Below are 15,957 nucleotides of genomic sequence, written 5' to 3' on the forward strand. Positions count from 1 at the left end.
CTGTTGAGTTATATCCATTTCACTGCGAAGATGGCGCCCTTAAATAACACGTTGTAACTGAGGTTTCTTTAAAATGTCTCTTTCCAAGCATCGGGCAGCGTCTTTTTCACTGCTTCCTGTGATTTTATTGTTACTGTCAATGACATCAATTCAAGCCGGGGCTTCTCTGGCTAAAACAATATTTCCTGTTATTGGCGCGCCCGGTGTCACAGCCCTGAGACTTGCATTAGGCACAATTATTCTATTTCTGATTTTCAAACCGTGGCGGTTAAAATTTCAGCGTTCTTCACTGCTCCCGCTTTTCGCCTACGGCATTTCTTTAGGGGCGATGAACTACCTGTTTTATATGTCCTTATCCCGAATTCCGCTCGGCATTGCCGTTGCACTTGAGTTTACCGGACCTTTAGCGGTAGCCATGTTTTCTTCCCGCCGTCCTCTGGATTTTCTCTGGATTGCCTTGGTCATTGCTGGATTAAGCTTCCTGCTGCCAATCGGAAATAGCGTCAATACACTCGATCCTATCGGTATTTTGTATGCACTGGGAGCCGGTGTTTTTTGGGCGCTCTATATTATCTTTGGTCAACGTGCTGGAGCGGGCTATGGTGCCGCGACAGTGTCTATCGGCTCACTTATTGCAGCCTTTATCTTCTTCCCAATCGGATTAATACAGACAGGTCCTGAACTCCTGTTCGATACTTCTCTACTGCCGATATCCCTGGGGATCGCCATTTTATCCACCGCGTTTCCTTACACTCTGGAGATGATTGCCCTTACTCGCCTGCCAGCCAAAACATTCGGGACATTAATGAGCCTTGAACCTGCTTTGGGCGCATTATCAGGCATCATTTTCCTTAATGAGCATTTGGCAATGTCTCAATGGATTGCCCTTTTCTGTATTATTTGTGCTTCCATAGGCTCCACTTCAACCATTAAGAGAAAAACTAAAATAGAAAAAGTAGAATAACGACTTTAAAAATATATCCCCATCTAACTTCAAGATGCGCGTAATTTCATATCGTGTTGTAAATTGCAGCTTGAAGTTTAATGCGTATAAAGATAATTCATTGAAACCGGAGAAATATTTACTCTCCGGTTTTTTTATTTTCACAAATTATCAAAGTGTTACCGACCAACATAATAACTATCAATTCAATAGAGGTAATCAATATGACTTCCGGCAAATGATCAACTAAATTTATTCTATCTAATGAGATAACTCATTACCCAGAATTAAGGGAGCATTATTATGAATACCGCGAAATTACTCAAAACCAAACTTTCTGGCCTGATTTATACCCGAAATAATCTTGATGAAGGTATTAAACAAAGAACGATTACGACCTTAAATCACATGGTGAGCCAATTTATTGACCTATCCATGCTGACCAAACAGGCTCACTGGAATATGCGTGGCCGCAATTTTATTGCCATTCATGAAATGTTGGATGATTTTCGTAATTCCATCACAGAACACCTTGATATATTTGCAGAACGAGCAGTTCAATTAGGTGGAACCGCGTTAGGTACTGTTCAGGAAGTGCATAAACGTACAATCCTGAAAAGCTATCCAACGGATATTCACGAAGTACAGGATCATCTAAGGGCACTGGCAGATCGCTATGCTGTCGTTGCTAATGATATCCGTCAGGCAATCATTGATGCAGAAGATGAAGACACTGCGGATATGTTTACTGCGGCATCCGGTGATCTTGACAAATTTTTATGGTTTATCGAAGCAAACATTGAGCAATAAAATAAAAATATTATTCTTTATTAACTTCAGGCCACATCCGTGGCCTTTTTTACATCAATGTCCATGATTGATAGAAAAAGCCTTAAAAAAAGAAGCTATACCCTTAAAAATCTCACAAACCTTTAAAAAAATCATTTTTCTCTCTATAATCCCTGTTTGATTCAAAATTAAACATGAGGATCCTATAAGATGGATATCGAAGTCAAAGATTCTAACGGCGCATTACTCAATGACGGTGACTCAGTTCAGGTTATCAAAGACCTGAAAGTTAAAGGCACTTCCAAGACACTGAAACGCGGTACACTGATCAAAAACATCCGCCTGACTCACCGCGAAGACGAAATTGAATGTAATGCCGATAAAATTAAGGGATTAGTCTTAAAAACCTGCTTCCTGAAAAAAGTAGATAAATAACAGTTACAACCCTATTTTTACTTAAAGGATAAATAATATTAACTTTTATATTATTTATCCTTTTTATTAATAGAATTAAAAATTGAATAAGATTGATTATATGCAGTCAGACAACTGACGGTTATCCTTGCCAATTCAGCTTTACCACAAAAAACAGCAATACCCATCGTAAAATCAAGCCATTAAATATGTCATTCACAAACCCAGCCCAGAAAAACACCAAATAGGTTGGAATTTCAGATAAGAAAATTTATTATAAATATGTTTTTGTTCTGATATAGAGCAAAGATATTGATAATATTAAAATTGATATAGAGGTTACAAGATGAAAACTTCACTGACTCTATGCACAGCTATTTTGCTATTAGCCTCATGGAATACATTTGCAACAGAAGCACAATTGAATAATAAATCTGAACAATGCAAAGAAGTTGCACGTATCAGATGCGCCAAACATATGAAACACCCTAAAAAATATCAATTTTGCCTTAAAGAGATATATAGCATATGTATGCACCAATAGATACGATATAACTTCAGCTTTGTTGAACAATGATTTCAAGAGGTTGTAAGTTCAAGCCCGGATGTTTGGACATATCCCCGTCATTATTAGGGCACTGATGTCTTCAATAGTGACGGGTATTAGGAGCTGGTTTTAGAATGAAAAAATGAATTTACTTATTGCAGATGTATTGAAATATAAAAGCAAGATAAAACAATTTTCATCAAGGAATAAAAATATTATTTTATTTACCCCAGCAAGAGTTAGCGGGATTATGAGAGCTTCTTGCAAGGGCTAACAGTTAATGATTATTGGATACATAAAAATCAAATCATCACATTGTAATATTGATACAGCGCAATTGAATAAATAACCCATCCATGAGTTATTTATTCCTTTTCCGCTGGCACCTTCGGCCGTTCAATGGGAAATACCGGCAAAGAATTCAATAAACGTGAACCATAACGTTTGGTAAATAACCGAGTGTCATAAATAACCACATCACCATAACACTCATGGCTACGAATTAACCTCCCCACTTGTTGGATCAAGTTAAAGGAAGCGCTGGGTAAACTCTGTACTTCAAATGGATAACGTTTTAAAGATTTCAACCAGGCGCTTTCAGTAATGATCACCGGATTGGTTACGGGAGGAAATGCGATTTTATGGATATGGACTTGTGAAAGATAATCACCTTTTAGATCCAGCCCTTCTGCAAATGACTGTAACCCAACCAGAACGCTAGTTTGTCCTTCATCAATACGCTTGCAATGTGTTTCTACTAATCGATAACGAGGCTGATCACCTTGTACCAATAACATCAACCGCAGGTCTGTAACAAAAGTGAGGAACCCTTCCATTGCTCGTTGACTGCTAAAAAGTACCAACATTCCCCGATGTTTTCCTGCTATCACTTGAGAGCGGAAATAACGCGACATTTCCTCAAGATGCTGCATTTCATTCTGGATAGTCGGTTCTTGTGTCATTTTCGGTATAACCAAACGCCCTTGTCGTACATGTTCAAAAGGTGATGACAAGCTGATAAAACGATCACCATAATTTTTGTGTAATCCGGTAAGTTCCTGAATGCGGGAAAAGCTATTCAGTGAACACAACGTGGCCGATGTCACTACAACATGGGGGATGGTACGCCATAGTATTTGGGTTAATTGTTCACTGACCCGAATTCCAGCACAATGAAAATAAAAGTGCGATTGGTTTTTCTCATCGCGTCGCGTTAACCATTTGGATATTGGCGCATGGGAAGACTCTTCTTGTGAAGCCAAACGCCACAATTTTGTCATATTCTCAAAATAACCCAATGTTCGGCTGACTTGCAAAATAGCACGATGCAAGCGGACAATATCTTGTTTGGCCGTCTGATCACTTAAATCATTCAAAATCGCTTCAGCTAAACTACGTAATCCATCAGTGAGTTTAAATAATTGCTGGCAGCATAGCAGCAGACTATCCGGTAACTTTCCCAGTTCGAACAGATATTCTTCCGCTTCACCACGCTCAGGCAAAAGCGCCTGTGTTATCTCCACCAATTCCTTAAAGTATTCACGGATTATTGCACAATGGTTCTGTAATCGAGGGATATTGGCCAAAGCGGGCGGTTTTGCCGGCCGGAATTGAACCAGGTATTGTTCTACATGGCGGACAAAGGTATCTAATTGCCCATTAAGCTGGAATAAGGTGATTTCCCCTTCAACTTCCAGCGCATCCCTTGCCACTTCGGGAATATGGTGCCCTTCATCCAAAACCAACAACAGATTTTTTGCGTCCGGTAAAACCGATTCGCTTTCCAACGCCGCCATAACCAAAGAGTGATTGGCAACGATGACATCTGCATCTTCAATTTCCCTGCGCGCAAGAAAAAATGGGCAACGGTGGTAAAACTGGCAATTGCGTGCCAGGCAGTTCACCTTATCCGTACTGATTTTTGCCCACAATGAATCCGCCAGTGCCAGTTTATGATGATCACGTAAGCCATCCCAGACAAACGTCGTATAATCACTGCGCAGTCGGCGACACAGTTCCCGCTCTTCACTGTTCGCAATTTCAGTCTGATCTTCGACTAGAAACATCAAGTCAATCTGCTCTCCTTCTGCGGCACAAATGGCCTCCAGGTTGCGTGGGCAGACATAACGCGCTCGACCAAAAGCGCCCGTAAATTTCAGGTCAGGAATAATTTTACGCAGCAGCGGCAAATCTTTGCTATAAATTTGATCTTGTAAGGCAACATTGGCTGTACTGACTACCAATGGTTTCTGTTCTGCCCGGCTAATGGCAATCCCTGGGAGCAGATATGATAACGTTTTTCCTACTCCTGTTGGCGCTTCTATCACCAAATGCCGCCCTTCTTCATTTGCCAATGTCTTTGCAACTTCGGCGATCATTTGACGTTGCGGGGCACGTGGAATAAAACCATCAATATGGGTAGATAATGATTTATACCACTGACTAATCTGACTTTTTACTGAATTAGAAAGAGCCATGAGTTTTACTGCTTAAAAATGGAGGGGCTATTTTTTTCATCATACTTCTGTCTTTACTGTTCAAACGCATAAGCGCAATTTGGTAAGAAATAATTTTCCCATAGAACTGATCTCAAAGCAGCTTTATATGATCATTCCTGCGAAACGGTTTCCAGTCTTTTTACTGTCAATGCAAGAAAACCGGTTATCGCTTGTCTGGAATGTAGAAGCCGATATACTTTTGGATTTTTATAACCGTTATAACTCCCTATTAAAACCTTATTGGATACAAAGATGAAAAAAATCCTGCTCATTATCATCATATTATTTTCCATCGGCTCAATTGGTGGGAACCTTCTGGCAGGGATGAATATATACACCCGCTCAACCACACCAACAGAAGCGCCACAACAGACTCAGCAGGAAAATACTCCAACAGGGCAACAATAAATACGTTGGCTTGTATCGTAACACCAGATGAGGAAGCTCATGAAAAATGAACATTTTGTCAGTCCACAATGGTTAAACGAACATCTTTATGATGAGAATATCGTTGTCGTTGATGCCAGTGCCCCAATGCCTACCCAATCCATCAATTATCACCAACTTTGGTTAGAGAAACATATCCCGGGTGCACAATTTTTTGATCTGGATCAGGTCGCTAATCTACAAATCAACCTGCCTCACATGTTGCCAGAGCCGGAAACTTTCCGTCAGGCTGTTAGCAAAATGGGCATCAGTGAAAATCATCTGGTGGTGATTTACGATCAAGGCAATATGTTTTCCGCCCCACGGGCATGGTGGACATTCAAAATTTTTGGAACCCAGCATATCCGTATTCTTGAAGGTGGCTTACAAGGCTGGCAGCAAGCCGGTTATCCCACCGAATCCGGTAAAGTTATTCGCTCTCCCGAAGTTTTCAATATCCAGTTTACCCCTGAAAAAGTCTGTTCTCAGGCGCAGATCCTTGATGCTCTCCGTAACAATGTAGGGGTACAATTTGTTGATGCCAGAGCAGCAGAGCGTTTTCAGGCAAAAGCACCGGAACCCCGTCCAGGTCTGAGGATGGGACACCTGCCCGGCGCTAAAAATGTTCCGTGGACAGCCCTGATTGATAATGGATGCTATAAGCCACGAGAAGAAATTGCAGCAATATTCCGCAAACAGGGCGTTGATTTAAGCCAACCTATCATTACCAGTTGTGGCTCTGGTATGACAGCCGCAGTTTTAGTTCTGGGGCTTGATATGATTGGTCATGAGGAAACAGGATTATACGATGGCTCCTGGGCTGAATGGGGCGCTGATGATTCACTTCCGTTAGAAAAATAAATAATAACAACAAAGGGCATCAAAATAACATGCCCTTCATTGTACTATTGATTAGAAATTTTATGGTATACAAACAGGACTATTATTGCGCCAATAACGGCAATAACGAAACTCCCCAAATTAAAGCCGTCCACTTTTCCCATACCAAGAAACGTACTAATATATCCACCAACCACAGCCCCCACAATACCCAGAATAATCGTCATTATGATGCCACTGCTGTTATTTCCCGGCATAATCCATTTAGCAAGAATTCCAGCAATTAAACCAAAGAAAATCCATGACAGAATCCCCATACACCACCTCCAAAACTAATTAGGTTATTAGTCCACTGGTTCAATTATTTTTCTCTGTTTTAAGTTAAGACACCAACAAAAAAAATTGCAACCTGAAGTTTAATGCGTACATAAGGCGAATTTTATTTAATCAATATTCTTCTAAATAGCATTTCAACATGATGGGAGTACACCTTATCCCACACACCGAGCGCGATAAGGAGCTATAACACTTGATACTCTCAGTATTATGAACAGGTATATAGACTAAGCGTCCACCAGATAAATTCTAATTTTCTCTCCGTCGTTTTTATGCCGTGGCACGACCTGAAATTTTCCTTTATTTCCATATTGGTCATAGAGGGTAATGAAAAATATACCGACAACATTATCCTTTAATTCAGGAAAAGTCGGATCACCCACCAGCATTATAGTAAAACAGAGACAATTAGGCCGTTGCCTGATTTTTATATCTATAGGAAATGTATAGGTAAGCCACGCCACGTGGTATTACCTATAGAAACTGTTGTTTCTTTTCCTAAGATCCCCCAGAAATAGAGAAACATTCTATCACGGGAGGGAATAAATGCGGCTAACAGAAGATGGAGGATTCTTGGATGGTATATCGCAGTAGACATTCACCTACGGCAGAAGAAATAACTTTGGCAATCTCAGCAGATGTTTTCAATCCTCTGATTTGCATAAATAACTCACCCGCTTCATTATACTCTTTGCGTAAATACCCCAACCATTGTTTGATACGGGCAACATGATAAAGCCCCGTATCTCCTTGCTTTTCCAGATAAGTATATTTTTGCAGTGACTTGAGTACGCCGCTCCACGGCATTTTGGGTTCGTTATATTTAATGACACGACTCAAATTTGGCACATGCAGAGCACCACGGCCCACCATCACGGCATCACATCCTGTCGTTTTGACACACGCCTGAGCGCTTTGCCAATCCCAAATTTCACCGTTGGCAATGACAGGAATAGCAAGGCGACGCCGAATCTCACCTATCGCCTGCCAGTTAATATGCTCAGCTCTATACCCCTCTTCTTTGGTTCGTCCATGCACAACCAATTCGGTTGCCCCCGCTTGTTGAACAGCATCCGCAATCTCAAACTGACGTGAAGCAGAGTCCCATCCCAGACGTACTTTTACTGTTACCGGCAAATGGGCGGGCACCGCTTCACGCATGGCTTTAGCTCCCTGATAAATGAGTTCGGGATCTTTCAATAAGCTAGCACCGCCACCACTGCCATTGACCGCCTTTGACGGACAACCACAGTTTAAATCGACACCCCATGATCCTAACTCAACCGCCCTCGCCGCATTTTCTGCCAACCATTCTGGATATTGGCCAAGAAGCTGGAGCCTGACTGGAGTTCCCGATGGGGTACGGCTCTGATGATGCAGTTCAGGGCACAGCCGGTAAAAAGATTTTACCGGCAGTAAGCTGTCAACCACACGCAGGAATTCAGTAACGCACAGGTCATAGTCATTGATTTCACTCAACAGTTCCCTAACCAAAGAATCCAAAACCCCTTCCATCGGAGCCAGCAAAACGCGCATTAAATTATTCTCCCGCTACCGAAGCACGTGAGGTTTTGGTTGCGCGTTCTTTATTCACCCGATTTTGTTTGGAATGACCTTGTTTGCCATTTCGATGAGGGTTATTGCCGCGAGAATGATTACCGCGCGAGCTGCTATTACTATGAAAGTTATTACCACGGCTATTACGTCCATTTTGGATAGGTTCAGCTTTGATAGAAGGATCAGGCTCATAACCCGAAATGGCAATACGTGGAATTTCTCGCTTCAATAGGCGCTCAATATCTTTCAGGAGCTTGTGTTCATCGACACACACCAGCGATATCGCTTGTCCAGTCGCCTCAGCGCGCCCAGTACGGCCAATTCGATGCACATAATCTTCAGCAACGTTTGGTAATTCGTAGTTGACGACATAAGGCAATTGGTCAATATCCAGCCCACGGGCAGCAATATCCGTTGCCACCAGCGCACGGATTTGCCCTGTCTTGAAATCAGACAGCGCACGGGTTCTTGCTCCCTGACTTTTGTTACCGTGGATGGCAGCCGCAGTCACACCATCTTTATTTAATTGTTCCGCCAGCCGGTTTGCACCATGTTTAGTACGCGTAAATATCAGTACCTGTTGCCAGTTCTGGCTGCCTATCATGTAAGAGAGCAATTCACCCTTGCGCTTTTTGTCAACAAAATGGATGGATTGATCAATTTGCTCAGAGGCCGAGTTACGCCGTGCCACTTCTACGCTGACTGGCTCTTTCAGTAATTTATTGGCGAGGCTCTTAATTTCATCAGAGAATGTCGCCGAAAAGAGTAAGTTTTGGCGTTTTGCTGGCAGTTTGTTCAACACCCGACGAATATCGTGAATAAAACCCATGTCCAACATGCGATCTGCTTCATCCAAAACCAGAATCTCAACGCGTGAAAGATCGACCGCATTTTGGTGCTCCAAATCCAGCAAGCGGCCTGGCGTTGCGACCAGAATATCGACACCACCACGCAGTTTCATCATCTGCGGATTAATGCTGACTCCGCCAAAGACAACAAACGAACGTAATCTAAGATATTTGCTGTAATTACGTACATTTTCTCCCACCTGAGCCGCCAGTTCTCGGGTTGGGGTTAAAACCAACGCCCTGACCGGACGGCGGCCTTTTGCCTGAATCGGGGATTCACTCAAGCGTTGCAGAATAGGCAAAGTAAATCCTGCTGTTTTTCCTGTGCCTGTCTGGGCACTGGCCAGTAGATCTTTGCCGGATAACACAACAGGAATGGCCTGTTGCTGAATAGGGGTAGGTTCCACGTAGCCTTGTTCTTCAACGGCACGCAAAATATCAGCCTTCAAGCCGAGTGACTCAAAATTCATAAATAAGAAATACTCCAGACTTCACCATGCCTGATATCAATTCAGGACTACACAGACTGCAATGCAGCCTATATAAACAGGGCGTGATTATAACAGATATGTCTTTTGGACAATTATTTTTTATGGATGACTATTAAAAAGACAATTTGTGTTAACTTTACATCGAATTACTTTAGTTTTAAAGTTAATCATACGATTGATATATTTTTAGTATTCCCAAAACTCTTTATCACAGGAAATATTTTGACATGGCAGCAAAGAAGGCCCAGACATTACGCGGCGAACAAGCCAAACAACAACTTCTGGAAGCAGCGATAGAGATTTTTGGCAAATCAGGTCTTGATGGTGCGACTACCCGCAATATTGCCCAACATGCACAGCAAAATATCGCAGCTATCGCATACTATTTCGGTTCCAAAGAGGGATTATACCTCGCCGTCGTACAACATATTGCCGATAAACTGAAATCAGAGTTTGCCCCTCTTATTGAAGCCATTGATCATTTTTTTGCTAAAACAGCGAAGCCCTACCCCAAAAACCAAATATTGGCATTTATTCATCAGGGAATGGTTAGCTATAACCGCCTGATTTTCGAAAAAAGCAGTATCAATATCAGCCGGATCATGTCCCATGAACAATTGACGCCAACAGAGGCTTACAGCGTTATGCATGAGCAGGGGCTGGCTCCAATTTATTCTCGGTTGAATAAGCTCATTGCCAATTATATTGGCGCTGATGAACGCCAAATTTCAACCCAAATTCATACCCATGCCCTATTGGGTGAGATCCTCTCTTTCCGACTGGCCAGGGAAGCCTTATTACGCCAAACCGGATGGGACAATATTGGCGCCAAAGAATACGAATTAATCAATCAGGTTTTATCTCAACACATCAATTTGTTACTTGATGGGTTAAGAGAAAAATCAACCAGGTATGCCCAATAGCGCTTAAGCAATGGCATAACCAACGAAGCCACCACTTGAAAGATAGCGGGTATAAATTGAACAAGGCATAAGGGATAGTATGAACAGTAAAAAGTTTGCTCTTGCCCTATTGGCACTCATTGTTGTTATCAGTGCTATTGTCGGTATCTACTATTATCAGGAACAAAATAGCAGGGAGCTTACCCTGTATGGCAATGTTGATGTCAGGACTGTTAACCTAAGTTTTCGGGTTGCAGGTAAGCTGGCTAATTTGCAGGTGGATGAAGGTGATGCCATTACTGTGGGCCAAATGATTGGTCGCCTTGATGATGCCCCCTTTATCAATGCATTGAATCAAGCCAAAGCAGCTCGTGATGTCGCTAAAGCAAATCTTGCCAAAGCTGAAGCGGGTTATCGCAGCGAAGAAATCGCCCAGGTACGTGCTGAAGTCAAGCAAAAAGAGTCAGCATTCCATTTTGCCGATAGTTTCCTGAAACGCCAGCAAGGGTTATGGCAGAGCAAAACAATCTCAGCCAATGATCTGGAAAATGCCAGAACCGGACGCAATCAAGCACTGGCCGCTTACCAGGCAGCAAAAGATAAATTGCGTCAGTTCGAAACTGGTTATCGTATAGAAGAAATTGCAGCGGCAAAAGCCCAACTTATTCAAGCAGAAGCAGCCGTGGCACAGGCTGAACTTAATCTAAAAGATACTCAACTCACTTCTCCCTCGGCAGGGATGATCCTGACCAGAGCCATTGAACCAGGCACCATGCTGGCGGCTGGCAACACGGTTTTTACCCTGTCATTGACCAATCCTGTTTGGATTAGGGCATATATTGATGAGCCTAATCTTAATCAGGCTACCGCCGGACGGGAAGTCTTGATTTATACCGATGGGCGGAAAAACCAGCCTTATCATGGCAAAATCGGTTTCGTTTCTCCAACTGCCGAATTCACCCCAAAAAATGTCGAAACCCCTGACTTAAGAACAGACTTGGTCTATCGCCTGCGCATTATTGTCCTTGATCCCGATGAAGGACTGAAACAAGGAATGCCTGTTACTTTGCGTTTTACTGAAACAAATAAGTAGGCGATAACATGACCAGTTCAGCTTATACGATAAAACTGAACGGCGTGGAGAAAACTTTTCCAGGATTAGAGGTTCCTGCTGTATCTCATCTGCAAGCAGAAATTCAGGGCGGATCAGTGACGGGACTTGTCGGTCCAGATGGTGCCGGAAAAACCACGCTGATAAGAATGTTGGCCGGATTATTGAAACCTGATAGCGGCAATATTGAAATCATGGGGCTTGATCCCATCAAGGACAGTGTTCAAGTCCGTTCTGAGCTCGGTTACATGCCGCAGAAATTTGGCTTGTATGAAGATTTAACCGTAATGGAAAATCTCACTTTATATGCCGATCTGCGCGGTGTTCTTGGTGAAGAGCGCAAAGCCACCTTTCAGAAATTACTCACTTTCACAGACTTAACCCGTTTTACCGGACGGTTAGCCGGAAAATTGTCCGGTGGCATGAAACAAAAACTGGGGCTGGCTTGTACATTACTAGGTAGCCCGAAGGTCTTGCTATTGGATGAGCCTGGTGTGGGCGTTGATCCCATTGCCCGTCGTGAATTATGGCAAATGGTTCATGAGCTCGCTTCTGACGGTATGTTGATCTTATGGAGCACCTCTTATCTGGATGAAGCCGAGTTATGTCGTGATGTTTTGTTGATGAACCGAGGTGAGCTGCTCTATCGCGGCCAGCCACAAGATTTAACCCGCAATATTGCGGGCCGATCTTTTTTGCTTGATGTCAAACAGGATGCACGGCGCAAAATGTTGCAACATGCCCTCACCTTACCGCAAGTGACTGATGGTGTGATTCAGGGAAAATATGTTCGCCTGATCTTAAAAGAAGAGGCAGATAAGAACGCTTTACTCCAACAAATAGGGGGACATGAAACCAATCTCATCGAAGCCGAACCCCGTTTCGAAGACGCATTTATCGATTTATTAGGTGGCGGCCCGTCCCATCGCTCCGAATTAGCGGAGATAATGCCTCAAATCCCACCAAACCCAACCGAAACCGTGATAGAAGCTCGTAGTCTGACTAAAAAATTTGGCGATTTTGCGGCGACTGACCATGTCGATTTTCAGGTGAAACGAGGGGAAATATTCGGCCTATTAGGGCCAAATGGCGCCGGAAAATCAACTACCTTCAAAATGATGTGTGGTTTGATGATCCCCACTTCAGGCAAAGCCTTGGTTCTGGATATGGATTTAAAAACCAGTTCAGGCAAAGCCCGTCAACGCCTTGGTTATATGGCGCAAAAATTCTCACTTTATGGCAACCTGACCGTTGGACAAAACCTTAAATTTTTCTCTGGTGTTTACGGCCTGAAAGGTCGTCATCAACAAGAAAAGATGTCTGACATGATCCGTGCTTTCAATCTTGGGCCAATCTTACACCAAAAGACGGATAGCCTGCCGCTCGGATTTAAGCAACGACTTGCCCTTTCCTGCGCATTGATGCACGAACCTGATATTCTGTTTTTGGATGAACCCACTTCGGGCGTTGATCCATTAACCCGCCGAGAATTTTGGCTACATATCAATGGCATGGTGGATAAAGGGGTAACTGTGATGGTCACAACTCACTTTATGGAAGAAGCAGAGTATTGTGATCGTATCGGGCTGGTATTTCGAGGCAAATTGATAGCAGCCGGAACACCCGATGAACTGAAACAACTGGTCGCTACGGATAACTTCCCTAACCCTTCCATGGAAGATGCTTTTATCGATCTCGTGTTGAACTACGATAAGGAGCCGCAATGAGTCATCCTGAACATACAACACCCCAGAAAGCCATCAGTTTCTCATGGCGTCGATTGAAAGCGCTCTGCATCAAAGAAACTAAGCAGATTGTCCGTGATCCCAGCAGTGCTTTGATTGCCGTAGTTATCCCATTGATGTTGCTGTTTATTTTTGGTTACGGTATTAACCTGGATTCCAGCAAACTTCGCCTCGGCATTCTCATGGAGCAGCAGAGCAAAGACGCCAGAGAGCTAGTGCATGTATTTACGGGATCACCCTATATTGATGCTACCATCAGCGACAACCGCCAGTTCTTAATCAAAAAAATGCAGGAAAACCAAATCCGCGGCATTATCGTCATTCCTGTCAATTTTGATACCCAGCTCGCCCGTACAGGGAGCCATGCTCCGATTCAGGTTATTACCGATGGCAGTGAACCCAATACCGCCAATTTTGTGCAGGGTTATACTAAAGGCATCTGGCAAATTTGGTTACAGCAACGAGGACAAAATCGTGGAATTTCAACGACGCCCTTGATTGATACACAAATCCGCTATTGGTTTAATCCCGCCGCCATTAGTCGACACTTTCTTATTCCCGGTGCGGTTTCAATTATTATGACTGTGGTAGGCGCAATTCTTACCTCACTCGTGGTTGCCCGTGAATGGGAACGCGGAACTATGGAAGCGCTACTTTCAACTCAGGTTACCCGCACCGAATTGTTACTTGCCAAATTATTGCCCTATCAGATGCTGGGATCTTTTGTCATGGTACTTTGTATGCTATTCACGGTGTTTGTGCTGGGGGTACCCTATCGCGGCTCACTCTGGATACTAGCATTAGTCTCCAGCCTTTATCTTGCTACCGCCCTGGGGATGGGGTTACTGATTTCTACCCTGACACGTAATCAATTCAATGCGGCGATGATTTCTCTCAATGCCGCTTTTTTGCCTGCCATTATGTTGTCTGGTTTCGTTTTCGAAATAGACAGTATGCCTGCGCTTATTCAGGCTTCGACTTATATCATACCTGCACGTTACTTCGTCAGCAGCCTACAGACGCTCTTTCTGGCCGGGAACATTGGCACTGTGTTGATGACAAACCTACTCCTGTTGATTGCCAGTTCCATCGTCTTTATCGGCCTGACCGCGTGGAAAACACGTCGACATCTGGATTAAAAAGGAAAGAGCATGTTTTATCGTCTGTACACACTCATTATGAAAGAGTTGCAGTCTCTTCTGAGAGAGCCGCAAACACGGAACATTTTGATTTTGACCGTGATTATACAAATGATCCTGTTCCCGTGGGCAGCAACGCTGGAAGTCAAAAATGCCACCATCGCCATTTATAATGAGGATAATGGACAGGCATCGATTGAATTAACCCAACGACTGGCAAAATCAAAAGCATTTCCTGATGTTATTTTGCTAACCAGTTCGCAAGAGATCCGCCCTACCCTAGATAACCGCAAGGCACTATTGCTGGTACGCTTTCCGCAAAATTTCAGTGCTAATCTCGCCAACCATAACCCGACATCAATTCAAGTTTTGTTGGATGGGCGCAATTCAAACAGCGCCCAAATTGCAGCCAACTATATCCAGCAAATTGTGATGGATTACCAAAAACAACTGTTGGGAAATGCCCCTAATTTCAATAATAGTGAACTCATTGTGCGTAACTGGTATAACGCCAATTTGGATTATAAATGGTTCGTCGTGCCGTCTCTGGTTGCCATGATTACCACGATTGGTGTACTGATTGTCACAGCGTTGTCAGTCGCCCGTGAGCGGGAACAAGGAACGCTGGATCAATTACTGGTTTCTCCACTGGCGACCTGGCAAATTTTCCTTGGCAAGGCCATTCCAGCATTGGTTGTGGCGACGATGCAAGCAAGCATTGTTTTGCTGATTGGAACGCTGTTCTATCAAATTCCTTTCGCGGGTTCATTGCTGCTATTTTATGGCTGTATGTTGATTTATGGCTTATCCCTGGTGGGTTTCGGTTTGCTGATTTCTGCTGTCTGTTCCACCCAGCAACAAGCATTTATTGGTGTATTTGTGTTTATGATGCCCGCTATTCTGCTTTCTGGTTATATCTCTCCGGTCGAGAATATGCCTGTTTGGTTACAAAATATCACCTGGATTAATCCAATCCGACACTTTACTGATATCACCAAGCAGATTTATTTGAAAGGCGCTGATTTATCCGTTATTTGGCCAAATTTATGGCCTTTATTGGTCATTACTGCCACAACTGGGGGAGTCGCTTATCGGCTGTTTCGGAGTAAGATTGCTTGATAAATTTAAAACTGTGAAAAACCACCTTAATTGAATTGTCTGTCATCAAGTGTGGGATAATTTTCTATTATATTTTTTAATTGAAATTGTAACATTGTTTATTATATCCCTACTAGTTAGTACTTTACTTTTTTTCTAATGAATGTTAATTATTTTTAGAAAATCATAAGGAAACTTATTTCTATATTTTAGACAGTTCAAATTGAAATGATTATCAAGCTATACACATTAAACTTCAAGTTGCCATTTACA

The 15,957-nt window shown here is 43.0% G+C and carries 14 protein-coding genes; 10 read left to right on the top strand and 4 right to left on the bottom strand.

Going from position 1 to position 15,957, the window contains the following annotated elements; translation table 11 throughout:
• The first annotated feature begins 73 nt into the window (after nt 1–73).
• From rhtA to WDV74_RS10950, 3 genes are all read left to right on the top strand, one after another.
• On the top strand, nt 74–964 hold the full coding sequence (gene rhtA, locus WDV74_RS10940) for a threonine/homoserine exporter RhtA (RefSeq protein WP_338882815.1): 891 nt from the start codon (nt 74–76) through the stop codon (nt 962–964).
• A 282-nt stretch (nt 965–1,246) separates the two neighbouring features.
• Nucleotides 1,247–1,753 (top strand): DNA starvation/stationary phase protection protein Dps, encoded by a 507-nt coding sequence (dps, locus tag WDV74_RS10945; protein ID WP_338882817.1) that lies wholly within the window; start codon nt 1,247–1,249, stop codon nt 1,751–1,753.
• Nucleotides 1,754–1,942: 189 nt separating this feature from the next.
• The gene (locus WDV74_RS10950) at nt 1,943–2,167 is read left to right on the top strand and encodes an alkylphosphonate utilization protein (RefSeq protein ID WP_189761427.1); all 225 of its coding nucleotides are present in this window, start codon (nt 1,943–1,945) and stop codon (nt 2,165–2,167) included.
• An 891-nt stretch (nt 2,168–3,058) separates the two neighbouring features.
• Here the strand turns inward: WDV74_RS10950 and dinG are convergent.
• Nucleotides 3,059–5,170, bottom strand: coding sequence for an ATP-dependent DNA helicase DinG (gene dinG, locus WDV74_RS10955; protein ID WP_338882818.1), 2,112 nt, complete (start codon nt 5,168–5,170; stop codon nt 3,059–3,061).
• A 273-nt stretch (nt 5,171–5,443) separates the two neighbouring features.
• Here dinG and WDV74_RS10960 point away from each other — a divergent pair, with 273 nt between their 5' ends.
• Together WDV74_RS10960 and sseA are read left to right on the top strand one after the other, a co-directional pair.
• The gene (locus WDV74_RS10960) at nt 5,444–5,599 is read left to right on the top strand and encodes a hypothetical protein (RefSeq protein WP_189758165.1); all 156 of its coding nucleotides are present in this window, start codon (nt 5,444–5,446) and stop codon (nt 5,597–5,599) included.
• A 39-nt stretch (nt 5,600–5,638) separates the two neighbouring features.
• Complete coding sequence (gene sseA, locus WDV74_RS10965) at nt 5,639–6,478, top strand: 3-mercaptopyruvate sulfurtransferase (protein WP_338882820.1); 840 nt, start codon at nt 5,639–5,641, stop codon at nt 6,476–6,478.
• A 44-nt stretch (nt 6,479–6,522) separates the two neighbouring features.
• Here the strand turns inward: sseA and WDV74_RS10970 are convergent, their stop codons facing one another.
• The 3 genes from WDV74_RS10970 to rhlE all read right to left on the bottom strand — a co-directional run bounded on the left by WDV74_RS10970 (nt 6,523) and on the right by rhlE (nt 9,668).
• Nucleotides 6,523–6,774, bottom strand: coding sequence for a GlsB/YeaQ/YmgE family stress response membrane protein (locus WDV74_RS10970; RefSeq protein WP_338882822.1), 252 nt, complete (start codon nt 6,772–6,774; stop codon nt 6,523–6,525).
• A 571-nt stretch (nt 6,775–7,345) separates the two neighbouring features.
• Nucleotides 7,346–8,329 (bottom strand): tRNA dihydrouridine(16) synthase DusC, encoded by a 984-nt coding sequence (gene dusC, locus WDV74_RS10975; protein WP_338882824.1) that lies wholly within the window; start codon nt 8,327–8,329, stop codon nt 7,346–7,348.
• Between the two features lie 4 nt (nt 8,330–8,333).
• Nucleotides 8,334–9,668 (bottom strand): ATP-dependent RNA helicase RhlE, encoded by a 1,335-nt coding sequence (rhlE, locus tag WDV74_RS10980; RefSeq protein ID WP_273558376.1) that lies wholly within the window; start codon nt 9,666–9,668, stop codon nt 8,334–8,336.
• A 248-nt stretch (nt 9,669–9,916) separates the two neighbouring features.
• Here rhlE and cecR point away from each other — a divergent pair, with 248 nt between their 5' ends.
• The 5 genes from cecR (at nt 9,917) to WDV74_RS11005 (ending at nt 15,705) form a co-directional block, all read left to right on the top strand.
• Nucleotides 9,917–10,612 carry a transcriptional regulator CecR gene (gene cecR / locus WDV74_RS10985; protein WP_338882825.1) on the top strand — a complete coding sequence of 232 codons (696 nt, stop codon included), beginning with the start codon at nt 9,917–9,919 and terminating at the stop codon, nt 10,610–10,612.
• A 79-nt stretch (nt 10,613–10,691) separates the two neighbouring features.
• The gene (gene hlyD, locus WDV74_RS10990; RefSeq protein WP_338882826.1) at nt 10,692–11,684 is read left to right on the top strand and encodes a secretion protein HlyD; all 993 of its coding nucleotides are present in this window, start codon (nt 10,692–10,694) and stop codon (nt 11,682–11,684) included.
• Nucleotides 11,685–11,692: 8 nt separating this feature from the next.
• Entirely contained in the window at nt 11,693–13,429 is a 1,737-nt protein-coding gene (locus tag WDV74_RS10995) for an ATP-binding cassette domain-containing protein (protein ID WP_273558378.1), read from the top strand.
• Complete coding sequence (locus WDV74_RS11000; protein ID WP_338882828.1) at nt 13,426–14,586, top strand: ABC transporter permease; 1,161 nt, start codon at nt 13,426–13,428, stop codon at nt 14,584–14,586. Before WDV74_RS10995 ends, WDV74_RS11000 begins: the two co-directional genes overlap by 4 nt.
• 12 nt (nt 14,587–14,598) lie before the next feature.
• Nucleotides 14,599–15,705 (top strand): ABC transporter permease, encoded by a 1,107-nt coding sequence (locus tag WDV74_RS11005; protein ID WP_338882829.1) that lies wholly within the window; start codon nt 14,599–14,601, stop codon nt 15,703–15,705.
• Nucleotides 15,706–15,957 lie beyond the last annotated feature (252 nt).

Origin of the sequence: Xenorhabdus sp. TH1 (assembly GCF_037260955.1) — a bacterium.
Classification (GTDB): Bacteria; Pseudomonadota; Gammaproteobacteria; order Enterobacterales; family Enterobacteriaceae; genus Xenorhabdus; species Xenorhabdus griffiniae.